The sequence below is a fragment of the Enterobacter cloacae complex sp. BZL2005 genome (assembly GCF_049238885.1).
Taxonomy (GTDB): domain Bacteria; phylum Pseudomonadota; class Gammaproteobacteria; order Enterobacterales; family Enterobacteriaceae; genus Enterobacter; species Enterobacter roggenkampii.
Genome location: NZ_JBMKGI010000007.1, coordinates 17,383 through 39,246, shown reverse-complemented (window position 1 = coordinate 39,246; position 21,864 = coordinate 17,383). Strand labels below are relative to the sequence as shown.

Sequence of the window (21,864 nt, the reverse complement as noted above, 5' to 3'; positions counted from 1 at the left end):
GCATTTCCATTTAAAATGAGAGAGCGGCGCGAATCATCGCGTCAGGTTGTGTGTATCTTGCTAAAGGGAATACTAGATGTAGTTGTCTTAAGTTTCAACCATACAAGATATGGGAAATTTAGATTGATGATGCCCTGATGATGAGCACAGCGGGGCAGGGGGTGTTGTACGGGTTTTTCAGGCTTGCGGGCATTAAAAAGCCCCGGCACCAGCGGCGACCGGGGCTGGTGGCTCGCGCTTACTTACGCAGGCTAAGCAGAGCGCCGACGAAGATCCCGACTGCCGCTACCGTGCCGAGCGTGCAGAGCGGTTTTTCGCGCACTAAGGTCGTTGCGCAGCTGACCGCATCGCAGGCAGCCTGTGTGGTACGCGTGCGGCCATTTAGGCGTGCGCGGGTTTCACGGAGCAGAGACTGAGCCTTACGTTTTGCGGCATCCGCTTCGTCCTTCGCGTCACTCCCCCAGGATTTCAGCACCTCTTCCAGCGTGTCTGCTAATTGGCTGACATCATTACGAATATCCTGAGCGTCGTCGTTAATATCGTTTCGGTTCGGTCTGTTAAACATACGATCCTCCGTAATTTTGTGTTCCCGTTCAGTTTAGTTCAGAAATTTAATATCTGAAGCGCATCACGCGATATCCGCCAGTTTATGGACTATTCTGAAAGCCCTGCTAATGCTGAATACTGTAAGGTTGCCGGGCAGGAAAAGATAACGAGGAAAAGATATGTATTTACGACCTGACGAGGTGGCACGCGTTCTTGAAAAAGAGGGATTCACCATGGATGAGGTGACGCCAAAAGCGTATGGATATCGCCGTGGCGAGAATTATGTTTACGTTAATCGTGAAGCAAGAATGGGACGTACCGCTCTCATTATTCACCCGACGCTGAAAGACAGAAGTCTGTCATTTGCTGAACCTGCCTCGGATATTAAAACCTGCGATCATTATCAGCAATTTCCGCTCTATTTAGGCGGAGAGACGCATGAGCATTATGGTATTCCGCATGGTTTCAGCTCGCGTATGGCGCTGGAACGGTTTTTGAAGGGACTGTTTGGCGACGTACAGTAAATTCGCGACTGGCGTTCGCCAGTCGCTTCACATCACGCTTTAGCCTGGCTGTACTGGCTGACCTTAAACAGGCGGCGACAGTAGTCGAGGAAATAGCCATATACCGCCCCCATCAGCATTGAAATCACAATATTCGAACTGACCGCCGCCGCGATCTGGTGCCAGTCCGCGCCCACCGTCAGCAGAATGGCCACGTAAACCGGCGACTGGAACGTCACATAGGCCAGAACGTCTGCCAGGTTTTTCACCCAGCCTGCGGGGCTGACACGCCGCGCGAAGCGCATGACGGCATCGCGGTATAAACCGTAAGGCCAGGCAATAATAATATTGACCGGAATCGCCACCAGACGAGAAGAAAGTGACTGCTCGAAGGACATTCCGGAGAGGAATATTTCGATCAACATGTTCACAACGGAACAGTAGACAACCATCGCGAAAGTATCCGCCACAGCATGGCGAAGGCGTGATTGCGGTGAGAACATGTCTGAACTCCTTGAGAAGAACACAAAAGAAACGATTTTCCCGAAGCGGTTAGTGCTTTAGGTTGGTTTGTTTGACGTGTATAGCGTATATCTCTACGTTTGAACTAACAACTAGTGATTAATTTTTATTTAATCGCGTTTTGTCCACAAAATTCTCTAAAATTGATGGTTTTTTGTTCGCTTCGTTATAATCTGTCTCGTGCGATGGTTTTTTGTTTTAAATCATGAGCTTAACTATCTTGATGTTGAAAGGTGAGTCAGTGCTTTTGCGGGTAGCGCAGAATGCTGAAATTTTGATTAAGGTTGACCCTTTATATTGCAGTGATGATTGAATCCCTGCGTATCGCTCAGACGTTATAAGATAATATTAACGGCGACAGTTAAACATATTTACGCTATTGGCAGGTCAGCCCGCGGGTAGATATTTCAGCGGGAATGAATTATTCTGTCGGTGATTTATCTATTTACCCTAAACAAAAGGTTTTCAAATAATATGTCTTTGACGTTACAGAATCTTAATAATATCCGAACTCTGCGCGCCATGGCACGCGAATTATCCCTGGACGTTCTTGAGGAAATGCTGGAAAAAGTCAGGGTCGTTGCTGAAGAGAAACGTAGTGAGCTGGCGGAATTAGAGCAGCAGAGAGCCGAGCAGCAGGAGAAAATTAATGCTCTGCTGGAGCGGATGAAAGCCGATGGTATTTCACCGACCGATCTGCTGGGCTCTGAACTGGCGCAGACGGGTAAATCCACGAAAAAGCGTAAGCCGCGTGAAGCGAAATACCGCTTTATTGACCAGAACGGTGAAGAGAAAACGTGGACCGGCCAGGGCCGTACGCCGAAGCCTATTGCCAGCGCGCTGGCAGAGGGGAAATCACTGGATGATTTTCTGATCTAATGCGTGAACCGGGCGGAACATACCGCCCGGCACTCTTTTCAGCAGACGCCGAAATCACCGTCTTCGGTATACGGCGCCAGCTCGGCGGCTTTCAGGGTATATTTCTCGCCTTGTTCATTGCTGGCCTGTACCGCCACCACGCTTTCACCGTTCACTTCGAGCACTTTCAGCTTCGGGCCGCCTTTACGCGGTTGTACATAATCACCGACAGAAAACATATTACCTCCTCATCGTTTTAGCGATCTTCACCTTAGCCCACGTATGACACCGGGTACAGCGTATTTCACCGATTACTGCTTATGAGGTACGCCGGTTCCAGGGCATCACCTTCAGCAGCCGCGCCATGCCGCAAAAACCGGTCACACCGGCGAACAGCAGCCCGGCCCCCACGAAGCCGCTGAGCAGGAAAAAGCCGTCTGAGACGCTATAGCCCAGCACTACGCCGCAGAGAATGAGCAGCCCGGCAGCAATTTGCACCTGACGCATCAGCGGCAGCGGCTGGGTTTTGTCTTCGACTGTCTGCAGACCCGCCTGCTTCCAGCCCTGAATGCCTCCTTCGACCACAAATGCCTGAGCGGGGGCGGCAGCCTGCGCAAGGCGATCGGCATTGCCTGAGGTGCGGGCGCCAGACTGGCAGTGAAAAATCACCGTTTCACCCGCCTGCGTTTTAAGTCCGCCGGGTAAGGTATCCAGCGGCACGGACCGCGCGGCGGGAATATGCTCGCGGGCGTACTCGTCGGCATCACGAATATCAATCAGTTTTGCGCCATCGGCGATGCGGGCATTGGCCTCGCGCGGCGAAAGAAGGGGAAGTGACATGGCGGCTCCTTACGGGCAATAAAGGGTTTTCAGGGTGCTGATGAGCTGATGCACCGCGTCGTTTTTAATGAAATAGAGAATGCGCTGCGCCTCGCGGGTGCTGGCGATCAGGCCTTCCTCACGCATGCGCGCCAGATGCTGCGACGTGGCGGAAGGACTCAGGCCCGTCGCGCGGGCCAGCTCCCCCGCGCTGGTGCCGGGGGCGCCGCACAGCGTGCAGAGGATCAGCAGCCGACGCGGGTTGCTCATCGCTTTTAAAAGCGTTGCGGCCTGCTCTGCGCTGGCCTGAAGCTGTTCGAGTTCAGTCATAGTACTTTAGCGTTTACTTAATTAAGGCAATGCTAAAGTAATTGTGCGCATTACGCCAGCGTCAAAAGCGTAAAAGAGGGTAAACGCGGAGCAGGGAACTGGCGCAGACAGGTAAACTGGCTATGCTTAGAACTGGTTCTCTCTATTATTTTCAATGGATTAGCTTGCACGGAGTGTTAATATGGGTTTTTGGCGTATTGTTTTTACCATCCTGCTGCCGCCGCTGGGCGTGCTGTTGGGCAAAGGGCTTGGCTGGGCGTTTATCATCAACATTCTTCTGACGCTGCTGGGCTACTTCCCCGGCCTCATTCACGCATTTTGGGTACAGAGCAAAAGCTAAGCGCGCCACAGTAAATCGCTATAGATATCGGTCAGCACACCCGCTGGACCAAACTGCTGTTTGATCCAGCGCGTGACCTGGCCTGTCGCGGCATGCTGCGTGGCGAGCAGCATGCGCGAGTCCTGACGCGGGTTATTGATACGTCGCGTCACCAGCAGCCCGTCTTCCACCGCGTCCCGCGCCATATACTCCGGTAAAAAACCTATCCCTTCGCCCAGGATCTGACACTGGCATTTGGTATTAAAGTCCGGCACCAGAATCGCCTCCTGACCGTGCAGCAGCCAGCCCACCTTCTTGTTAATGGTGTGTGCGGTATCTTCCACAATGATGTTGGGATACAGGCGCAGCTGGCTCTCCGCTATCGGTTCCGGAACGAACGCCAGCGGATGCGCCGGCGCAATGGCAAACACCCAGCGGATGGCGCCGATCTCGGTGTAGTCAATTCCGCCGCCGTCGAGCAGCGTGTCCGGCGCGCCAATGGCGATATTGGCCTGGTTGTTGATGATCGAATCCCACACGCCGTTATAGACCTCCGTGGTGACGGTGATCTGGCAGGTTGGAAACTGCTTTTTCAGCACCTGGAGCAGCCGCGCGGTATGGCGCGGCGTATATAACAGCTGGTTGATACAGATGCGCACCCGCGCCTCGATGCCCTGTGAAATGGTATCAATCCCGCGCTTGATGGCGTGGAAGTCGTTAAGCAGGTCGGTGGCTTTGCGGTAAAAGTAGAACCCGGACTCGGTCAGCTCAATGCTGCGCGTGTTACGCACAAACAGTACCACGTCCAGCCCGGTTTCCATCCGCTTGATGGTGTAACTGATGGCCGAGGTGGTGACGCCCAGCTCGGCGGCGGCTTTGCTGAAGCTGCCGAAGCGGGCGGCGGTGGTGAAGGCCAGCAGGTTCTCTTCGGTAAAGATGGAATTCATATCACAGCTTCCTCAGTCATCAGTTTTGAACATATTTTAACAACGCCTTTACAACACATTTGAAGCCGATCACAGTTCTGACTCTTTACGCAGAGCCCCGTCATGCAAGGCTTTTTCAACCATAAGGATAATGCAGCCTGAGGCGCTAAAAAGCGGTTAAACATAAGAAAAAGGTTGCACGGACGCACGTTTTATCACGACTGTTGAATTTATCTCAACAATGAATTCACTGTCGATGAATCATTTTTAAGCGGATTCTTTTATGACCAGGCTGTTGCTATTCTCGGGTCAAGAGCAATAAAACATCGGGAGTCTGAATATGTCTGCAACTGAACTGGTTACGGAATTTCTGCTGGCGGCAGAAGAGGGAAATAGCGATGCGCTAAAAGCCTGTCTGGAAAAAGGCGTGGATATTAACGCCACTAACCGCCAGAAAAGAACCGCCGTTACGATTGCCAGCCTGAAAAAACACTATTCCTGCGTGGCGTTATTAATTGCCGCCGGGGCAGATATTGATAAACAGGACCAGACCTGTTTTAACCCCTTCCTGATCAGCTGCCTGACGAACGATTTAACCCTCCTGCGGCTGGTATTACCCGCGAATCCGGATCTCGACCGCCTTACCCGCTTCGGCGGCGTGGGCATTACCCCTGCCAGTGAAAAAGGGCACGTGGAGATCGTGCGCGAGCTGCTGGAAAAAACCGACATTAACGTTAACCACACCAACTTTGTCGGCTGGACGCCGCTGCTGGAAGCCATTGTGTTAAACGACGGCGGTGCGAAACAGCAAGAGATTGTGAAGCTGCTGCTGGATCACGGCGCGAACCCGCACATGACCGACAAATACGGCAAAACCCCGCTCGAACTGGCGCGGGAGAAAGGCTTCACTGAGATTGCCGACCTGCTGCTGGCGGCGGGCGCGTAACACGACCGGTCAGCCCGTTCCGGCTGGCCGCTAATTTAAAAAAGCATTTTTACCGACGTGCATTTTGCACGACGGCGGCCCCCTTTTATCCGTATTCAGGAGAAAACAATGCCAACCAAAATCGTCATAAAAAAGAACACGTATTTCGATTCGGTTTCCTTAATGTCGGTTTCCACCAAAGCCAATAAATTGCCGGGCGTCGAACAGGCGTTTGTGGCAATGGCGACGGAAATGAATAAAGGCGTTCTGAAAAATCTCGGGTTGCTCACGCCGGAATTAGCGGAAGCCAAAAATGGCGACCTGATGATCGTGATTAAAGGCGACGCGGCGAACGATGAAACGCTGGCGGAAATAGAAGCTTTATTTACCCATAAAGCGAGCAGCGGCACCCATGAAGCACGCTACGCGACGATTGCCAGCGCCAAAAAACATCGCCCGGAGAGCAACCTCGCGGTGATTTCCGTCAACGGCACCTTCGCTGCCCGTGAAGCGCGCCAGGCGCTGGAACACGATCTCAACGTGATGCTTTTCTCCGATAACGTCTCGCTCGACGACGAGCTGGCGCTGAAGCAGCTGGCGCACCAGAAAGGACTGCTGATGATGGGGCCGGACTGCGGCACCGCCATCATCAACGGCGCGGGATTGTGCTTCGCCAACGCGGTGCGTCGCGGGCCGATTGGCATCGTCGGCGCGTCCGGCACCGGCAGCCAGGAGCTAAGCGTGCGCATCCATGAATTCGGCGGCGGCGTGTCGCAGCTGATTGGCACCGGCGGGCGCGATCTTAGCGAGAAGATCGGCGGCCTGATGATGCTCGACGCCATCGACATGCTGGAAGCCGACGAGGGCACAGAGGTGATTGCGCTGATCTCCAAGCCGCCTGCGCCAGCCGTGGCAGAGAAGGTGCTGGCCCGCGCCAAAGCCTGCCGCAAGCCGGTGGTTGTTTGCTTCCTCGGGCGCAATGAACCGCCCGCCGATGAGGACGGACTGCAGTTTGCGCGCGGCACCAAAGAGGCGGCGCTGAAGGCCGTTCTGCTTACCGGCATCAAAAAAGAGTCCCTCGATCTGCACCCGCTCAACTGGCCATTGATTGAAGAAGTGCGCGCCCGCCTGACCCCGCAGCAGAAGTACATTCGCGGCCTGTTCTGCGGCGGCACCCTGTGCGACGAGGCGATGTTTGCGGCGCTTGCGAAATTCGACGACGTCTACAGCAACATCCAGCCGGATCCGGCTAAGCGCCTGAGCGACATAAGCGTCAGTCAGGCCCACACCTTCCTCGACTTTGGCGACGATGAGTTCACCAACGGCAAGCCGCACCCGATGATCGACCCGACCAACCGCATCAGCCGCCTGCTGCAGGAGGCGCGCGATCCGGAAGTGGGCGTCATCGTGATGGACTTCGTGCTGGGCTTCGGCGCGCACGAAGATCCGGTAGGGGTGATGATCGAGGCGATCAAAGAGGCGCAGGCCATCGCGAAAGCCGATAACCGTCCGCTTGAGATCCTCGGCTACGTGCTCGGCACCGACCAGGATCCGCAGTCGCTGGCGCAGCAGTGCCAGCGGCTGACCGACGCAGGCGTCATCTGGGCCAGCAGCAGCACCAATACCGGATTACTGGCACGCGAATTTGTCTGCAAAGGGGAGAACGCATAATGACCACCTTATTCAACCAGCCGCTGAACGTCATTAACGTGGGTCTCGCGATGTTCAGCGACGATCTTAAAAAGCAGCACGTACCCGTGACCCCGCTCGACTGGACGCCGCCGGGGCAGGGCAATATGCAGGTGGTGGAAGCGCTCGACCAGCTGGCGAAAAAACCGCTGGCGGAGAAGATTGCCGCCGCCAACCAAATCGCCCTTGAGCGCATTATTCAGTCCCATCCGGTGCTGGTGGGCTATGACCAGGCGATTAACGTTGTGCCGGGGATGACCCGCACCACCATTCTGCACGCCGGTCCGCCAGTCTCCTGGGAAAACATGTGCGGCGCGATGAAGGGCGCGGTCACCGGTGCGCTGGTGTTTGAAGGTCTGGCGACGGATCTGGAGGATGCGGCCAGGCTTGCCGCCTCCGGGGAGATCGCCTTCTCGCCGTGCCACGAGCACGACTGCGTGGGCTCGATGGCGGGCGTCACCTCCGCGTCGATGTTTATGCACATCGTGGAGAACAAAACCTACGGCAACCGCGCGTTCACCAACCTCAGCGAGCAGATGGCGAAGATCCTGCGCATGGGCGCCAACGACCAGAGCGTCATCGATCGCCTGAACTGGATGCGCGACGTGCTCGGCCCGATGCTGCGCGACGCGATGAAGATTATCGGCGAAATCGACCTGCGCCTGATGCTGGCCCAGGCGCTGCACATGGGCGACGAGTGCCACAACCGCAACAACGCGGGCACCACGCTGCTGATTCAGGCGCTGACGCCGGGGCTGATCCAGGCGGGCTACCCGGTGGCGCAGCAGCGCGAGGTGTTCGAGTTTGTCGCCAGCAGCGACTACTTCTCCGGCCCGACGTGGATGGCGATGTGTAAAGCCGCGCTGGACGCTGCCCACGGCATTGAATACAGCACCGTCGTGACCACCATGGCGCGCAACGGCTACGAGTTCGGCCTGCGCGTCTCCGGCCTGCCGGGGCAGTGGTTCACCGGCCCGGCGCAGCAGGTGATTGGCCCGATGTTCGCGGGCTATAAGCCGGAGGATTCCGGGCTGGACATCGGCGACAGCGCGATCACCGAAACCTACGGCATCGGCGGCTTTGCGATGGCGACGGCACCGGCAATCGTGGCGCTGGTGGGCGGCACGGTGGAGGAAGCCATCGACTTCTCCCGTCAGATGCGCGAAATCACCCTTGGCGAAAACCCGAACGTCACCATTCCGCTGCTCTCCTTTATGGGGATCCCGACCGCCATCGACATCACGAAGGTCGCGGGCAGCGGCATTCTGCCGGTCATCAATACCGCCATTGCCCACAAAGACGCGGGCATCGGCATGATTGGGGCGGGCATCGTTCACCCGCCGTTTAGCTGTTTTGAAAAGGCGCTGTTGACCTTCCGCGATCGCTACTTTTTATAAGGCATGCATCCATGAAAAACATGAAACTGGAGTGGAAAAGAGGTGACTGGGCGGCGTATTTCGGGTTGATGACCAACAACCTGACCAATCTGCTGACCATGATGGGGTTGCTCATTTTTGTCGTCGGCATCCCGAAGGAGATTGTTTATGGACGCATTGCGCCAGCCTTCGGGCTGGCGGTATTGGCCGCGAGTATTTGCTATGCGTGGTTCGGCATGCAGATGGCGCGCCAGACCGGGCGCACGGACGTCACCGCGCTGCCGTCCGGCCCCAGCGCGCCGTCAATTTTTACCGTGACCTTCCTGGTGCTGATGCCGGTCTATCAGCAAACGGGCGATGCGGAGTTCGCGATTCAGATTGGCCTGGTGTGGTGCTTCGTGGAGGCGATGATCCTGGCGGGCGGTTCGTTCCTCGGTGAAACCATCCGCAAGATGATCCCGCGCACCGTGCTGCTGTCGTGCCTCTCCGGCCTGGGCCTGCTGCTGCTGGCGATGAACCCGATGCTGCAGGCGTTCGAAGCGCCGACCGTGTCGTTTATCGTGCTGCTGCTGATCTTTATTAACTGGTTCGGTAAAAAGCCGATTTTCGCCAAAATCCCGACCGGTCTGCTGTTGCTGATTGCCGGTACGGCCCTGGCGTGGATCTCCGGCCTGCAGAGCCCGGAAGCGATCAAAGCCTCCATGTCATCGTTCGGCTTTAACCCGCCGCAGGTGCATGTGGAGGGCTTCCTGCAGGGCTTGCCGCATGCGCTGCCGTATCTGGCCTCTGCCGTGCCGCTGGGTCTGGCGAACTACATCTTTGACCTGGAGAACATCGAAAGCGCTCACGCGGCGGGGGATGAATACCCGACGCGTAAAGTCATGCTGGCGAACGGTCTGGCCTCCATGCTCGGCTGCCTGATGGGCAACCCGTTCCCGGTGACGGTCTACGTCGGCCATCCCGGCTGGAAAGCGATGGGGGCAAGCATTGGCTATACGCTGGCATCCGGCGTGACCATGTTCATCGTGCCGCTGTTCGGGCTGGGAGCCTTTATGCTCGCCATCATCCCGATGACCGCCATCGTGCCGATTCTGGTGTTTATCGGCGTGGTCACCGCCAACCAGGTGGTGAGGGAGACGCCGAAAGTGGAAGTGCCGGTGATCTTCATCTGCCTGTTCCCGTGGATCGCCAACTGGGCGCTGACCATGATGAACAGCGTGATGGGGGCGGCGGGCACGAATGCCGCCAAAATCGGTACCGACGTGCTGCACAGCAAAGGGATCTACTACGAAGGACTCGTCCATCTGGGGAACGGGGCACCGCTCGCCAGTATGCTCTGGGGCTGTATCGCCATTTTCGCCATCATCAATAAACCGCTGCGCGGCGCCGTGGCTGCCGCGGGCGGGGCACTGCTGGCGCTGTTCGGGGTGATCCACGCGCCGGTGGTGGGCTTTGCCGAAGGCAGTTCGCTGATGTTCGTCACCGCGTATCTGATGATGGGCGGCATGTTTGTGGTGAAGCATTTTCTCGACAGCCGGGAAGTGACGAGCGCTGCATCGGGTACTGTTGCGAAGGAACACGTATGAAAGAGCTTATGGTCGTTGCCATCGGCGGCAACAGCATAATCAAAGACAACGCCAGCCAGTCGATTGAACATCAGGCGCAGGCGGTTAAAGCGGTGGCAGAGTCGGTGCTCGAAATGCTGGCCTCCGACTATGACATCGTGCTCACCCACGGCAACGGTCCGCAGGTGGGGCTGGATCTGCGCCGCGCCGAAATCGCCCACGAGCGGGAAGGGCTCCCGCTGACCCCGCTGGCAAACTGCGTGGCGGACACCCAGGGCGGCATCGGCTACCTCATTCAGCAGGCGCTGAACAACCGCCTTGCCGCGCGCGGGGAGCAAAAAGCGGTCACGGTCGTCACGCAGGTGGAGGTGGATAAAAACGATCCCGGCTTTACGCACCCGACGAAGCCGATCGGCGCGTTCTTCAGCGAGGCGCAGCGCGACGAACTGCAGCGCGCGCATCCGGACTGGCACTTTGTTGAGGATTCGGGCCGGGGATATCGTCGCGTGGTGGCCTCCCCGAAGCCGCTGCGCATTGTCGAGGCCGATGCGATCAAGACCCTGACGCAAAAAGGCTTTGTGGTGATTGGCGCGGGCGGCGGCGGTATTCCGGTGGAGCGCACTGAGCAGGGCGATTACCAGAGCGTCGACGCGGTGATCGATAAAGATCTCTCCACCGCGCTGCTGGCGCGCGAGATCCGCGCCGACGTGCTGGTGATTACCACCGGCGTGGAGAAGGTGTGCATCCACTTTGGCAAGCCAAACCAGCAGGCGCTGGACGTGGTGAGCGTGGCGCAGATGACGCGTTACAAAGACGAGGGCCATTTCCCGGCGGGCAGCATGCTGCCCAAAATCGTCGCCTCGCTGGCGTTTTTACACCACGGCGGCAAGCGCGTGATTATCACCTCGCCGGACTGCCTGCCCGCCGCGCTGCGCGGGGAAACCGGTACCCATATTGTGAATGAAGGAAGATAAGATGAGTGAAAATAAAAGCCGCCGTGAATTCATCAGCCAGAGCGGCAAAATGGTGACCGCCTGCGCGCTGTTTGGCGCGACCGGTTCCGTCGCGTATGCTGCCGACTCCGCAAAACCAACCTGCGAGACGGGTAAACCGATGACCATCACCGCGAAACATTACTATCTGGACAACGTGCTGCTCGAAGCCGGGTTTAATTTTGACGGCAACGTGGCGACGAGCACCCGCACCGAGCTGAAAACGCTGGAGATTAAAGACGGCAAGATCGTCGCCCTGCGCGACAACAAGCGCCACGACGACGCCACGCTGCCGCACTACGACGCGGGCAACAAGCTGATGCTCCCGGCAATGCGCGACATGCACATCCACCTGGATAAAACCTTTTACGGCGGACCATGGCGCTCGCTCAACCGCCCGGCGGGCACCACCATTCAGGACATGATCCGTCTTGAGCAGAAGCTGCTGCCTGAGCTCCAGCCCTACACCCAGGAGCGTGCGGAAAAGCTGATCGACCTGATCCAGTCCAAAGGCTCCACCCTCGCCCGCAGCCACTGCAATATTGAGCCGACCTCCGGCCTGAAGAATCTCGAAAACCTGCAGGCGGTGCTGGCGCGCCGCAAGCCCGGATTTGACTGCGAGATCGTGGCGTTTCCGCAGCACGGCCTGCTGCTGTCGAATTCCGAAAAGCTGATGCGCGAAGCGATGCAGGCCGGGGCGCACTACGTGGGCGGGCTGGACCCGACCAACGTCGACGGGGCGATGGAGAAATCCCTCGATCTGATGTTCCAGATTGCGCTGGACTACGACAAAGGGGTGGATATTCACCTGCACGAAACCAGCCCGGCGGGCGTGGCGGCGGTGAACTACATGGTCGAAACCGTGGAGAAAACCCCGCAACTGAAGGGCAAGCTGACCATCAGCCACGCCTTCGCGCTGGCGACGCTCAACGAGCAGCAGGTGGATGAGATTGCTATCCGCATGGCGGCGCAGCAGGTGACCATCGCCTCCACCGTGCCGATTGGCACCCTGCATATGCCGCTGAAGCAGCTGCGCGATAAAGGCGTGTTTGTGATGACCGGCACCGACAGCGTAATCGACCACTGGTCGCCGTACGGTCTGGGGGACATGCTGGAAAAAGCGAATCTCTACGCCCAGCTCTACATCCGCCCGAACGAGCAGACGCTCTCCCGCGCGCTCGGCATCGCCATCGGCGACGTGCTGCCGCTGAACGACAAAGGCGAACGCGTGTGGCCGAAAGCGCAGGACGACGCCAGCTTTGTGCTGGTGGACGCCTCCTGTTCCGCCGAAGCCGTGGCGCGCATCTCCCCGCGCACCGCGACGTTCCATAAGGGCAATCTGGTCTGGGGTACGGTGGGCTAAAAGCGAGCCGGGTGGCGGCTTCGCCTTACCCGGCCTACTGAAACCCTCAAATCGTAGGCCGGGTAAGCGCAGCGCCACCCGGCAATGTTTTATACTGGCAGTCACATTATTAAAGAGGGATCTGCCATGGCACAAAACATCTACGACAACCCGGCGTTTTTCGAAGGCTACGCCCAGTTTCCGCGCTCGGTGCAGGGGCTGGACGGTGCGCCGGAGTGGCCCGCGCTTAAGGCCATGCTGCCGGATTTAACCGGTAAATCGGTTGTCGATCTCGGCTGCGGCTACGGCTGGTTCTGCCGCGCCGCGCGCGAACTGGGCGCCTCTGAGGTCACGGGCGTTGATATCTCCGAAAAGATGCTCGCCCGCGCAGCGGAGCTTACGGTGGACCCAAAGATTCACTATCAGCGGAGCGATCTGGACGCTCTCAAGCTCGACGAAAGCAGCCTCGACCTCGTCTACAGCTCGCTGGCGCTGCACTACCTTCCGGAACTGGACACGTTATTCGCCAGGGTTCAGCGCGCGCTCAAGCCCGGCGGCAGCCTGGTCTTTTCCATGGAGCACCCGATTTACACCTGCGCCTCGCGTCAGGGCTGGCTGACCGACGATAACGGCGAGCGGTTCTGGGGCGTGAATCATTATCAGGACGAAGGCCAGCGCGTCAGCAACTGGCTGGCGGACGGGGTGATCAAATACCACCGCACGCTGGGCACCACGCTTAACGCGCTGATCAAGGCCGGATTAACAATAAGCAACGTCAACGAATGGGGGCCAACGCAGGCGCAGATTGACGCCTGGCCCGCGCTGGCCGAAGAGGCGGAGCGCCCGATGCTGGTGCTGATCGCCGCCCGCAAGGCTCAGTAGCCGACCTTGTACACCCGCCCGGTCTGCACGCCTTCCACGCTGCGACGATAGGCTTGCGCCACCGTGGCGGCAGGCACGCTTTCGAAGCCCGGGAAGAAGCCATCGTACGTGTCGACCGATTCGGTGAGCACCGTCGGGCTAATCAGGTTGATGCGGATCCCGCGCGGCAGTTCGCAGGCTGCGGCGCGAACAAACCCTTCCAGCGCCGCGTTCACCGTGGTGGCATTTACCCCCTGCGCAATCGGCTCGTGCGCCACGATCCCGCTTATCAGCGTAATCGAGCCGCCTTCGTTCAGGTAGTGCTGGCCGGTCAGCGCCAGACGCACCTGCCCGAGCAGCTTATCCTGCAGGCCCTGGTTGAAGTCACTGTCCTTCATGGTCGCGAGCGGGCCGAAGTAGAGGCCGCCACTGGCGGACACAATGGCATCCACCTGGCCGATTTTCTCAAACAGCGCCTGAACGCTCGCCTGCGAGGTGATATCCACCTGCTCGTCGCCCTGCGTGCGGCCCACGCGGATGACCTCGTGGCGACGACTCAGCTCATCCGTTACCGCACGACCGACCGTACCGCTGGCACCAATAATGACGATTTTCATAGCCGACTCCTTATGTTGTGAGCCTTCATTCTTTAATAAATTAAAATGCGGATAAACTGGGCTAAAGTTAGAAGATTGCTAACCAGAGGTTTGGAATATGGATAAGCTTCGCAGCATGGAGACGTTTATTGCCGTGGTGGAAAGCGGCAGCTTCACCGGCGCGGCGGCACGGCTGGAGATGTCGGCGGTGATGGTGGGCAAATACGTTGCGCTGCTGGAAGCACAGCTGGGCACCCGCCTGCTGGAGCGTAACACGCGCCGCCAGAGCCTGACGGATGCCGGACGCGTCTATTTTGAAGAAGCCCGACGGGTTCTGGAGCAGGTGTCGATTGCCGAAAGCGCGGTTGAACGGCTGCGTGCCACGCCGTCAGGCACCCTGCGCATCACGGCGCCTACGTCGTTTGGCGGCTGCGCGATCGCCCCGCTGACGGCATCCTTTTTGCAGCGCTACCCGGAGGTACGCATCGAGCTGGATCTGACTAACCGGATGGTCGATCTGGTGGAAGAGGGCGTCGATCTGGCCATTCGCATTGGCGACATTCGTAATGACGATCTGGTGGCGAAATACCTGTGCCCCTACAACATGGTGATCTGTGCCGCGCCGGACTATTTAGCGCAACACGGCACGCCGCAAACGCCAGACGATCTGGTGGATCACCTCTGTCTTTCGCACACGGTGTGGACCGCGCGCAACGAGTGGCGGCTGCCGGGCGTGGAAGGGGAGGTGCGCTGGAAGCGCGATGCCGTTTTACGATGCAATGACGGCTATGGCTTACGCATGGCGGCGCGCGCGGGGGCGGGGCTGTTGCTGCAGCCGGAGGTGCTGGTGGCGGAAGAGCTGGCAAGCGGCAGGCTGGTTCGGGTAATGGAACCGTTCACGCCCGCGCCGAGGCCGGTGCATTTACTGTGGCGTCAGGATTTGCGGCCGCTGCCTAAGCTGACGGAATTTATTGCCCATATTCTGCTAAGATTGGGCACAATATAAAAAAAGAAGGTAATCAAAGAATGTCTGCAAACAAACTCGCCCGCAGCGCGCAGGGCCTGCAATCCTCTGCCATCCGTGAATTATTAAAACATAGCAAAATGGCGGGCGTGATTTCGCTGGGTGGGGGTATCCCAAACCCGGACCTGTTCGATCGCGAAGGGCTGAAAATTGCCTCTGATGCCGTCTTATCGCAGCATTTTGGGGAAGCATTCCAGTATGGCCTGACGGAAGGCGTGCCGGGGCTGCGCGAGGAAATTAAACGCATCTGCGAGGGGCGCGGCATCACCTGTAAGGCCGATGATGTCGTCATTACCTCTGGCTCTCAACAATCTCTGGACGTGCTGGCGCGCGCGTTAATGAATCCGGGCGATACGGTTGTCGTTGAGCGTCCAACCTATCTTGCTGCGCTGCAGGTCTTTGGCCTGGCGCAGGCCAACTTTGAATCCGTCGGCACCGACGGTGACGGTATGAAGGTCGATGAACTTGAGGCGTTGGTGGCAAAGAAAACCATCAAAGCGGTCTATATCGTTCCAACCTTTGGTAACCCAGGTGGCGTTACGCTGTCTGAGGCGCGCCGTAAACAGCTGGTGGCACTCTCGAAGCGCTATGACTTCGTGATTATCGAAGACGATCCGTACAGCGAAATTAACTATACCGATGACGTCTTCCGCCCGTTAATTGCCCATGCCAAAGATATCGGCAACGAAGAGAACGTGGTGTATACCTCCACCTTCTCTAAAATCCTCGCGCCGGGTACCCGCGTGGGCTGGGTGGTGGTACCGGAGTGGCTGAAGCGCGCGGTGGTGAACCTTAAGCAAACCACCGATCTGCACACCAGCACGCTGTCGCAGCTGATGACGTACGAGTACCTGAAGACCGGCCGTCTGGCCGATCAGATTAAAACGATCCGCGAGGCCTATCGCCAGAAATACCGGACGTTCGCCACGGAGCTGGAAGCCGAGCTGGGCGACGTGATGTCGTTCCACAAGCCGAAGGGGGGCATGTTCCTGTGGGCGAAAATGAACAACGGCATGAACACTACCCGCTGGCTGGAAAAAACCTTAAGTAACGGCGTAGTCTTTGTACCGGGCGAATTTTTCTACTGCAACGAGCCGGACCAGACAACGCTGCGCATGTCATTCGTCACCCCAACGGATGAGCAGCTGATAGAAGCGGTTCGACGCCTGAAAAAATCGCTGTAAAAGACCTGCGCATAACGGTGGTTTTGCCGTTATGCGCAATACGCGTTCAGGGCGGCACGGGCCGCAATCGTCCATGGAGATCTCCATGTTTGAATTTCTGATCGGTGTTGTGACGCACACGCCCGTCTGGGTGTGGGTGCTGTTTATCTTCCTTATCTCCCGTGGCATTAAAGCCCGACGGCCCGCCACCGTGACGCTGGAGCGGCTTGCCATTATTCCGGGCATCTTTCTTATCTGGGATATTTACGATCTGATAGTCTATCGCACGCTGACTCCCGGGACTGTTGCATTGTGGACGGCGGGGATCCTTGCCGGTGCCGCGCTGGGGTATGTCCTGATCAAGCAGGCTGTGATTACCCGCGCAGAGGCGCCGCGCAGCCTTTACCGGCAGGCCGACTACACCGCGCTGCCGTTTATGATGCTGGCGTTCGGGGTGAAGTATGTGCTGGGCGTGATGAGCGCGATCTCTCCCCAGACGATGCAGCAGCCCGCCATGAGCGCGCTGGCGATCGTCTCCGGCGGCGTGTTTGCCGGCGTCTTTATCGGGAAATTTGCGCGCTATGTTGGAGTGTATGTCGCCCGGGTTCCGGTCTGATGCCCTCACCCCAACCCTCTCCCGCAGGGAGAGGGAGAAAACCATGTAGGCCGGGTAAGGCGCAGCCGCCACCCGGCGATTGACTACCGCTCCCTCAGCGCCTCTTTCGCCCGGTTGAACGGTTTAATCATGTAATCCAGCACCGTTTTCTCGCCGGTTTTAATATCCACCGTCGCAATCATCCCCGGCACAATCGAGAAATGCCTGCCCGCCTTATTGACCAGGTAATCCTGGCTGGTGCGGATAAACACCCGGTAGTAAAACACCTCCGGCTTGGCCTCGTCCTGAATGGTGTCCGGGGAAATGGTCTCGACCACGCCGTGCAGCCCGCCGTAAATGGCGTAGTCGTAGGCGGTGATTTTGACCAGCGCTTCCTGGTTCGGATGGATAAAAGCGATATCACGCGGCGAGAGTCGGGTTTCGATCAGCAGGTGATCGTCCACTGGCACAATCTCCATCAGCTCGCCGTTGGGCGGGATTACCCCGCCGATGGTGGTGACCTTGATGTTTTTGACGATCCCGCGCACCGGCGATTTAACCGTCAGACGGGTGACGGAATCCTGGCGGCCCTTGAGGATCGCCGAAACCATATCCACTTCCGCATTGGCCTTGGAGAGCGCCTCGCGGGCCTGGACGTAATACTGCGAACGCACGTCGGTGAGCTTCAGCTCCAGATCGCTTTTCTGCCGCTGCAGGCGCAGCACCTCCACGTGGCTGGCGGCCCCGGTTTTCACCAGCCGCTGGGTAATGGCCAGCTCTTTATTCGCCAGATCTAACGCGGCGCGAAGCTCCCGCTGGGTATCCTCCAGCTGCGCGCGGCGCGAGTTGTACAGCCGGGTTTCGTCGGCAATCAGATCCGGCCATTTCGCCAGGGACGGCGGGAATTTCAGCGGCAGATCGTTTACCTCGGCGTAGAGGCGGGCGCTGGAGGCCAGCGAGGCGCGGTAGCGCGCCGCGCTTTCGCCGACGTTTGACTCGGAACGGGTCGGATCAAGCCGCGCCAGCACCTGCCCGGCCTGCACCTGATCGCCCTCGTGGACGTTCAGCTCGGTGAGGATCCCGCCGTCGAGAGACTGTAAGACCTGCTCGCGCGAGCTGGGGATCACTTTCCCCGATCCGGTTGACACCTCATCCAGCACGCCAAACCACGCCCAGACCCCCAGCACCACAAACATCAGCAGCGAGAAGATCACGATCCGACGCGCGCCGGTGTAGCCGCTTTCGGAGTCGAGGGCGTTATCCAGATCGTCCATTGCCGCCACGTCACGCTGACTGATTTTCATTTTTCCACTCCCGTCCGGTTGCTGCCTGTTGCTGCTGTTGCTGCTGCATGCGGCTGTTGCTCAGCGCCTAGGCTTTTGGCGCATCCATCACCAGCATGCCCTCTTTCAACACCACCACGCGCTCCACCAGCTCCAGCACCGGTACGCGATGGGTGGCGACGATCAGGGTGCGGTGCCCGAGCCAGTCGCCCAGCCGCTGGATAAATTCCCGCTCGGTGTGCTCGTCCAGCGAGGCGGTGGGTTCATCCATCAGCACGATATTCGGATCGCGCAGCAGCATCCGCGCCAGCAAAATCGACTGACGCTGCCCGCCGGAGAGCCCCACGCCGTTTTCCATGATCGGGTAGTCCAGCCCCTTGGGCAGCTTCTGCACGAAGCCCGCCGCGCCGGTCAGCTCCAGCGCCTCGAAGATCTCTTCGTCGGTGGCGCGCGGCATGCCGAGGGTGATGTTCTCGCGCAGGGTGCCGTAAAACAGCCGCGCGTTCTGGGTCATAAAGCCGACGTTGCGCCGCACGTCCGCCACGTCGAGATGCGGCAGGCTGAAGCCGTCGAGCCGCAGCTCGCCCGCCGCCAGATCCATCCCGCCCGCCATCGCCTGCAGCAGGGTCGATTTGCCCGCGCCGTTGCGCCCGAGGATCGCTACTTTCTCACCCGGCACGATCTCCAGGCGGTTAATGCGCAGCGCCATGCGCGGATCGTCCGGCTGATAGCGGAACTGCGCCTGCTCAAAGAGGTAGTGACCGCGCAGCACGTCCTGGCGGATCGGCGTCTCCTCGCGCTGGTTTTCGGTGGGGAGCTGCATGATGCTGTCCAGCCCCTCTTTTGCCGCTTTGACCTGCTGCCAGCGGGCCAGCACGCCGCACAGCGTCGCCATCGGGGCGATCATGCGGGAGGCCAGCATCGAGGCGGCGACCACCGAGCCGGTGGTCAGGGTGCCGTCGATCACCATCGGCGCGCCGACCACAATCACGGCGGCGTAAACCAGGCTCTGGATGGTCATCCCCCAGCTGATGAGGTTCTGCGTCAGCTCGCGGGTGCGCAGGCCGGATTCCGCTGTGATCTGGATATAGCTGTTCCACTGCTGCAAAAAGCGGTTTTCCGCCTGCATCAGCTTGATGTCCTCCAGCCCCTTCACGCTTTCCACCAGCACCGCGTTGCGCAGGGTTGATTCATGGGCCGACTGCTTTGCCAGCTCCGCCAGCTTCTTCTGCAGCAGCAGGCCGGGCAGAACCATGATCACCGCCGCGACCGGGGCGATCCACGCCAGCTGCGGGGCGATGATCGCCAGCACCACCACGAACAGTAAAAAGAAGGGCAGGTCGACAATCGTCGAGATGGTGGACGAGGTGACCATCTCGCGGATCTGCTCCAGCTCGCGCAGCTGTGAGATAAAGCTCCCGGTGGATCGGGGAATCGCGCTGTTGCGCAGCCGCAGCGCGTGGCCGAAGACGCGATCCGAGACGCGCATATCCGAGCGCTTGCCGAGCAGATCCATAATGTGGCCGCGCGCCACGCGCAGCACGAAGCCAAACAGGGTGGCGATCAGTACCCCGATGGTCAGGACGTACAGCGTCGGGTAGGACTGGGCGGGGATCACCCGGTCATAGACCTGCATGGAAAAGACGATCCCGGAAAGCGACAGCACGTTGATAAACAGCGCGGCGAGCATCACCCAGCTGTAGGGGCGGAGATCGCGCATCACCAGCCGGTAGAGCCAGTCCGGGCGATATTTTGAGATATAGGCATCCACGCGGCTGTCCTTCAGCGCGGCAAGGGGACGCAGGGCAATGACGTGGCGGATAGCGGGCAGCATGGCCGTCATCGACAGCCGGTTGGTGTAGGTCTGATCGTCGAAGAAGCTGACTTCCAGCGTATCGTCGCCGTCGAAGTGCTCGATCGCCCCGACCCGGCCGTCATTCAGCGCCACCACCACCGGCAGACGCCAGCTGTTGATTGACTGCTGGTCAGCGGTGAGCAGCTGAAACGACAGCCCCGCCTCACGCGCCAGTTGGGTGAGGGCGGGCACCATCGGTTTGCCTTTGAGCCACGGTGCGCCTGCGATCAGCGCGCCGGGCGAGCAGGCGACGCGGTAGCGGGTGGCGATAAAGCCAAAGGCCTGCGCCCACTGGGCCAGGGCCGCATCCGTCATGTTTTCACCTTGCGGGATATCACGCTGCTTCATGGCTGGATCTCCACGGTCTGGATGGTGCGGTTATCAAGGTCGAACGCATGACGCAATTGCCCGGTGTTATACAGGCAGTTGAGCTGTAGCTGGTGCAGCTGACCAACGGTCTGCTGCTGGGTGAAGCGCGCCTGATAAACCTCCTGTTCGGCGTTGAGCACGTCGAGCAGGGGGCGCGAGCCGAGGTCCAGATACTGCTGCTGGTACAGTTCGCGGGTGCGGGCGCTGAGCGCCTCCTGGCGACCCTGAATTTGCAGCGTGCTTTGCAGGCTCATCACCTGGCTGCGGGCTTCCAGCAGTTTCTGGCGGACATCCAGGCGCGTGCGCTGAATGGTGGACTGTGCCGCCTCCACCGCATGTCCGGCGGCGTTACGCCGGGCGGTGAGGCCGCCGCCCTGATAGAGCGGCATCTGCACTTTCACCCAGGCGGAATACTGGGTGCGATCCCGCGTGTCGCTGCCCGCGTAGCGATCGTTCAGGTAGTGGCGCACCTCCGGCTCCAGCGAGACGGTGGGCGTCATCTGCGCGTCGGCGTAGTCGAGGTTAGCCTGGGCGACGTTAGCCTGCGCCCAGGCGGCGAGTACCGCGGGAACCAGTCGGTCGTCCGGCTCGGCGACATCGCAGCTGCGGGCCAGCTTTTGCGGAAAATCATTGCTGATCGCGTTCAGGCTGTTCCAGCCGAGAAAGCTCATCAGCGTCGCGCGGGCGCTGTCCAGGCTGGCCTGGTACTGCATCAGCTGGGCGCGCGCGCCTTCGATACGGGCATCGGTCTGTACCACGTCAGAGAGCGACGTAGCCCCCTCGTCGTTACGCTGGCGGGTCAGCGTGCCAATGGAGGAGAGGGCCTCAAGCTGCTCTTTGGCGGTGTCGACCATCTGCTGCCAGGTTTGCACCTGTACCATGGCGGCGGCGGTATCGTGGGCGATGGTGTCGATACTCACCAGCACGTTAGCCTGCTGCTGGGCCACGCCGGCGCTTTCGGCGCGCACCTGGCTGGCCACCTTGCCGAAGTCGTAGAGCATTTGTGAGAGGGAAAGCACCAGCGACGGCGTAAAGCCGTTCTGGTCGCCGTCGTGGGAATACCCGTTGTCCACGCCGGCATTAATCTGCGGATAGTATTTTGACTTCGCGACGTCCACCTCTTCGCTCTGCTGGTAGAGTTTGCCCACGGCTTCGCTGATGGCCGGATGCCAGGTGACGGCACGGTTGACGGCCTCGCCAAGCTGTAATGAACCGGGCGCGGCGTTGCCCGCCACCGGGGCCACGCGACCGTTGAGCGAGGGGAGTTCCTGCGTTTCGCGAAGCTGTCCGGTATTGATGGTTGCCGCCGGATTTGCGCAGAAAGCGGGCACAGATATCAGGCAGCACGAGAGCCACCAGTAAGGCATCTTCATTCCCATGTCATGTCCCTAATAAAAAAGTACAGC

22 protein-coding genes and 1 pseudogene are annotated in these 21,864 nt (G+C 59.2%); 13 read left to right on the top strand and 10 right to left on the bottom strand.

What is annotated here, in order from left to right; genetic code table 11:
- Positions 1-238: 238 nt before the first annotated feature.
- Complete coding sequence (locus tag ACOTXI_RS13935) at positions 239-565, bottom strand: DUF883 domain-containing protein (protein ID WP_058653919.1); 327 nt, start codon at positions 563-565, stop codon at positions 239-241.
- Between the two features lie 160 nt (positions 566-725).
- Here ACOTXI_RS13935 and ACOTXI_RS13930 point away from each other — a divergent pair, with 160 nt between their 5' ends.
- Positions 726-1,070 carry a DUF2002 family protein gene (locus ACOTXI_RS13930; RefSeq protein WP_008502568.1) on the top strand — a complete coding sequence of 115 codons (345 nt, stop codon included), beginning with the start codon at positions 726-728 and terminating at the stop codon, positions 1,068-1,070.
- Positions 1,071-1,102: 32 nt separating this feature from the next.
- Here the strand turns inward: ACOTXI_RS13930 and alaE are convergent, their stop codons facing one another.
- Positions 1,103-1,552: an L-alanine exporter AlaE gene (alaE, locus tag ACOTXI_RS13925; protein WP_023294397.1), complete on the bottom strand. Its 450-nt coding sequence runs from the start codon at positions 1,550-1,552 to the stop codon at positions 1,103-1,105.
- A 493-nt stretch (positions 1,553-2,045) separates the two neighbouring features.
- Between alaE and stpA the strand changes: the two genes are divergently transcribed.
- Positions 2,046-2,450 (top strand): DNA-binding protein StpA, encoded by a 405-nt coding sequence (stpA, locus tag ACOTXI_RS13920; protein ID WP_008502566.1) that lies wholly within the window; start codon positions 2,046-2,048, stop codon positions 2,448-2,450.
- A gap of 38 nt (positions 2,451-2,488) precedes the next feature.
- On the opposite strand, the gene ACOTXI_RS13915 is transcribed toward stpA, so the two are convergent.
- The 3 genes from ACOTXI_RS13915 to ACOTXI_RS13905 form a co-directional block, all read right to left on the bottom strand.
- On the bottom strand, positions 2,489-2,668 hold the full coding sequence (locus tag ACOTXI_RS13915) for a hypothetical protein (RefSeq protein ID WP_008502565.1): 180 nt from the start codon (positions 2,666-2,668) through the stop codon (positions 2,489-2,491).
- 79 nt (positions 2,669-2,747) lie between these two features.
- Complete coding sequence (locus ACOTXI_RS13910) at positions 2,748-3,269, bottom strand: rhodanese family protein (RefSeq protein ID WP_023325942.1); 522 nt, start codon at positions 3,267-3,269, stop codon at positions 2,748-2,750.
- Between the two features lie 9 nt (positions 3,270-3,278).
- The gene (locus tag ACOTXI_RS13905; RefSeq protein ID WP_008502563.1) at positions 3,279-3,578 is read right to left on the bottom strand and encodes an ArsR/SmtB family transcription factor; all 300 of its coding nucleotides are present in this window, start codon (positions 3,576-3,578) and stop codon (positions 3,279-3,281) included.
- 181 nt (positions 3,579-3,759) lie between these two features.
- Here ACOTXI_RS13905 and ACOTXI_RS13900 point away from each other — a divergent pair, with 181 nt between their 5' ends.
- A complete protein-coding gene (locus tag ACOTXI_RS13900) occupies positions 3,760-3,918 on the top strand; it encodes a YqaE/Pmp3 family membrane protein (RefSeq protein ID WP_008502562.1) in 159 nt (52 codons plus the stop codon).
- Here ACOTXI_RS13900 and ACOTXI_RS13895 read toward each other — a convergent pair.
- Positions 3,915-4,844, bottom strand: coding sequence for a LysR substrate-binding domain-containing protein (locus ACOTXI_RS13895; RefSeq protein ID WP_058653918.1), 930 nt, complete (start codon positions 4,842-4,844; stop codon positions 3,915-3,917). The two genes, ACOTXI_RS13900 and ACOTXI_RS13895, sit on opposite strands and share 4 nt — an antisense overlap.
- A gap of 319 nt (positions 4,845-5,163) precedes the next feature.
- On the opposite strand from ACOTXI_RS13895, the gene ACOTXI_RS13890 reads away from it, so the two are divergent.
- From ACOTXI_RS13890 to ACOTXI_RS13860, 7 genes are all read left to right on the top strand, one after another.
- Positions 5,164-5,769, top strand: a complete 606-nt coding sequence (locus ACOTXI_RS13890) for an ankyrin repeat domain-containing protein (protein ID WP_008502560.1) — start codon at positions 5,164-5,166, stop codon at positions 5,767-5,769.
- 108 nt (positions 5,770-5,877) lie between these two features.
- The gene (gene fdrA / locus ACOTXI_RS13885; RefSeq protein ID WP_058653917.1) at positions 5,878-7,419 is read left to right on the top strand and encodes an acyl-CoA synthetase FdrA; all 1,542 of its coding nucleotides are present in this window, start codon (positions 5,878-5,880) and stop codon (positions 7,417-7,419) included.
- On the top strand, positions 7,419-8,834 hold the full coding sequence (locus ACOTXI_RS13880) for a DUF1116 domain-containing protein (protein WP_058653916.1): 1,416 nt from the start codon (positions 7,419-7,421) through the stop codon (positions 8,832-8,834). The genes fdrA and ACOTXI_RS13880 overlap by 1 nt, the downstream gene beginning before the upstream one ends.
- Before the next feature lie 11 nt (positions 8,835-8,845).
- A complete protein-coding gene (locus ACOTXI_RS13875; RefSeq protein WP_008502557.1) occupies positions 8,846-10,399 on the top strand; it encodes a hypothetical protein in 1,554 nt (517 codons plus the stop codon).
- On the top strand, positions 10,396-11,352 hold the full coding sequence (locus tag ACOTXI_RS13870; RefSeq protein WP_058653915.1) for a carbamate kinase family protein: 957 nt from the start codon (positions 10,396-10,398) through the stop codon (positions 11,350-11,352). The genes ACOTXI_RS13875 and ACOTXI_RS13870 overlap by 4 nt, the downstream gene beginning before the upstream one ends.
- A gap of 1 nt (position 11,353) precedes the next feature.
- Positions 11,354-12,733 carry an amidohydrolase family protein gene (locus tag ACOTXI_RS13865; protein ID WP_058653914.1) on the top strand — a complete coding sequence of 460 codons (1,380 nt, stop codon included), beginning with the start codon at positions 11,354-11,356 and terminating at the stop codon, positions 12,731-12,733.
- 126 nt (positions 12,734-12,859) lie between these two features.
- Positions 12,860-13,594: a class I SAM-dependent methyltransferase gene (locus tag ACOTXI_RS13860; protein ID WP_058653913.1), complete on the top strand. Its 735-nt coding sequence runs from the start codon at positions 12,860-12,862 to the stop codon at positions 13,592-13,594.
- Here the strand turns inward: ACOTXI_RS13860 and ACOTXI_RS13855 are convergent.
- Positions 13,588-14,190, bottom strand: coding sequence for a short chain dehydrogenase (locus ACOTXI_RS13855; RefSeq protein WP_025912360.1), 603 nt, complete (start codon positions 14,188-14,190; stop codon positions 13,588-13,590). The genes ACOTXI_RS13860 and ACOTXI_RS13855 overlap by 7 nt on opposite strands.
- A gap of 97 nt (positions 14,191-14,287) precedes the next feature.
- Between ACOTXI_RS13855 and ACOTXI_RS13850 the strand changes: the two genes are divergently transcribed.
- From ACOTXI_RS13850 to ACOTXI_RS13840, 3 genes are all read left to right on the top strand, one after another.
- A complete protein-coding gene (locus tag ACOTXI_RS13850) occupies positions 14,288-15,175 on the top strand; it encodes a LysR family transcriptional regulator (protein WP_008502552.1) in 888 nt (295 codons plus the stop codon).
- 20 nt (positions 15,176-15,195) lie between these two features.
- Complete coding sequence (locus ACOTXI_RS13845; protein ID WP_008502551.1) at positions 15,196-16,377, top strand: PLP-dependent aminotransferase family protein; 1,182 nt, start codon at positions 15,196-15,198, stop codon at positions 16,375-16,377.
- An 85-nt stretch (positions 16,378-16,462) separates the two neighbouring features.
- Complete coding sequence (locus ACOTXI_RS13840) at positions 16,463-16,972, top strand: DUF6622 family protein (RefSeq protein WP_058653912.1); 510 nt, start codon at positions 16,463-16,465, stop codon at positions 16,970-16,972.
- An 83-nt stretch (positions 16,973-17,055) separates the two neighbouring features.
- On the opposite strand, the gene ACOTXI_RS13835 is transcribed toward ACOTXI_RS13840, so the two are convergent.
- From ACOTXI_RS13835 to ACOTXI_RS13825, 3 genes and pseudogenes are all read right to left on the bottom strand, one after another.
- Entirely contained in the window at positions 17,056-18,225 is a 1,170-nt protein-coding gene (locus ACOTXI_RS13835; protein ID WP_085930317.1) for an HlyD family efflux transporter periplasmic adaptor subunit, read from the bottom strand.
- 10 nt (positions 18,226-18,235) lie between these two features.
- Positions 18,236-20,437 (bottom strand): annotated as a pseudogene (locus ACOTXI_RS13830) (type I secretion system permease/ATPase).
- A complete protein-coding gene (locus ACOTXI_RS13825; protein ID WP_058653911.1) occupies positions 20,434-21,837 on the bottom strand; it encodes a TolC family outer membrane protein in 1,404 nt (467 codons plus the stop codon). Before ACOTXI_RS13825 ends, ACOTXI_RS13830 begins: the two are co-directional and overlap by 4 nt.
- Positions 21,838-21,864 lie beyond the last annotated feature (27 nt).

Coding starts and splice junctions, on each gene's coding strand:
- ACOTXI_RS13935 (WP_058653919.1), bottom strand. CDS start 565: ATGTTTAACAGACCGAACCGAAACGATATTAACGACGACGCTCAGGAT.
- ACOTXI_RS13930 (WP_008502568.1), top strand. CDS start 726: ATGTATTTACGACCTGACGAGGTGGCACGCGTTCTTGAAAAAGAGGGA.
- alaE (WP_023294397.1), bottom strand. CDS start 1,552: ATGTTCTCACCGCAATCACGCCTTCGCCATGCTGTGGCGGATACTTTC.
- stpA (WP_008502566.1), top strand. CDS start 2,046: ATGTCTTTGACGTTACAGAATCTTAATAATATCCGAACTCTGCGCGCC.
- ACOTXI_RS13915 (WP_008502565.1), bottom strand. CDS start 2,668: ATGTTTTCTGTCGGTGATTATGTACAACCGCGTAAAGGCGGCCCGAAG.
- ACOTXI_RS13910 (WP_023325942.1), bottom strand. CDS start 3,269: ATGTCACTTCCCCTTCTTTCGCCGCGCGAGGCCAATGCCCGCATCGCC.
- ACOTXI_RS13905 (WP_008502563.1), bottom strand. CDS start 3,578: ATGACTGAACTCGAACAGCTTCAGGCCAGCGCAGAGCAGGCCGCAACG.
- ACOTXI_RS13900 (WP_008502562.1), top strand. CDS start 3,760: ATGGGTTTTTGGCGTATTGTTTTTACCATCCTGCTGCCGCCGCTGGGC.
- ACOTXI_RS13895 (WP_058653918.1), bottom strand. CDS start 4,844: ATGAATTCCATCTTTACCGAAGAGAACCTGCTGGCCTTCACCACCGCC.
- ACOTXI_RS13890 (WP_008502560.1), top strand. CDS start 5,164: ATGTCTGCAACTGAACTGGTTACGGAATTTCTGCTGGCGGCAGAAGAG.
- fdrA (WP_058653917.1), top strand. CDS start 5,878: ATGCCAACCAAAATCGTCATAAAAAAGAACACGTATTTCGATTCGGTT.
- ACOTXI_RS13880 (WP_058653916.1), top strand. CDS start 7,419: ATGACCACCTTATTCAACCAGCCGCTGAACGTCATTAACGTGGGTCTC.
- ACOTXI_RS13875 (WP_008502557.1), top strand. CDS start 8,846: ATGAAAAACATGAAACTGGAGTGGAAAAGAGGTGACTGGGCGGCGTAT.
- ACOTXI_RS13870 (WP_058653915.1), top strand. CDS start 10,396: ATGAAAGAGCTTATGGTCGTTGCCATCGGCGGCAACAGCATAATCAAA.
- ACOTXI_RS13865 (WP_058653914.1), top strand. CDS start 11,354: ATGAGTGAAAATAAAAGCCGCCGTGAATTCATCAGCCAGAGCGGCAAA.
- ACOTXI_RS13860 (WP_058653913.1), top strand. CDS start 12,860: ATGGCACAAAACATCTACGACAACCCGGCGTTTTTCGAAGGCTACGCC.
- ACOTXI_RS13855 (WP_025912360.1), bottom strand. CDS start 14,190: ATGAAAATCGTCATTATTGGTGCCAGCGGTACGGTCGGTCGTGCGGTA.
- ACOTXI_RS13850 (WP_008502552.1), top strand. CDS start 14,288: ATGGATAAGCTTCGCAGCATGGAGACGTTTATTGCCGTGGTGGAAAGC.
- ACOTXI_RS13845 (WP_008502551.1), top strand. CDS start 15,196: ATGTCTGCAAACAAACTCGCCCGCAGCGCGCAGGGCCTGCAATCCTCT.
- ACOTXI_RS13840 (WP_058653912.1), top strand. CDS start 16,463: ATGTTTGAATTTCTGATCGGTGTTGTGACGCACACGCCCGTCTGGGTG.
- ACOTXI_RS13835 (WP_085930317.1), bottom strand. CDS start 18,225: ATGGACGATCTGGATAACGCCCTCGACTCCGAAAGCGGCTACACCGGC.
- ACOTXI_RS13825 (WP_058653911.1), bottom strand. CDS start 21,837: ATGGGAATGAAGATGCCTTACTGGTGGCTCTCGTGCTGCCTGATATCT.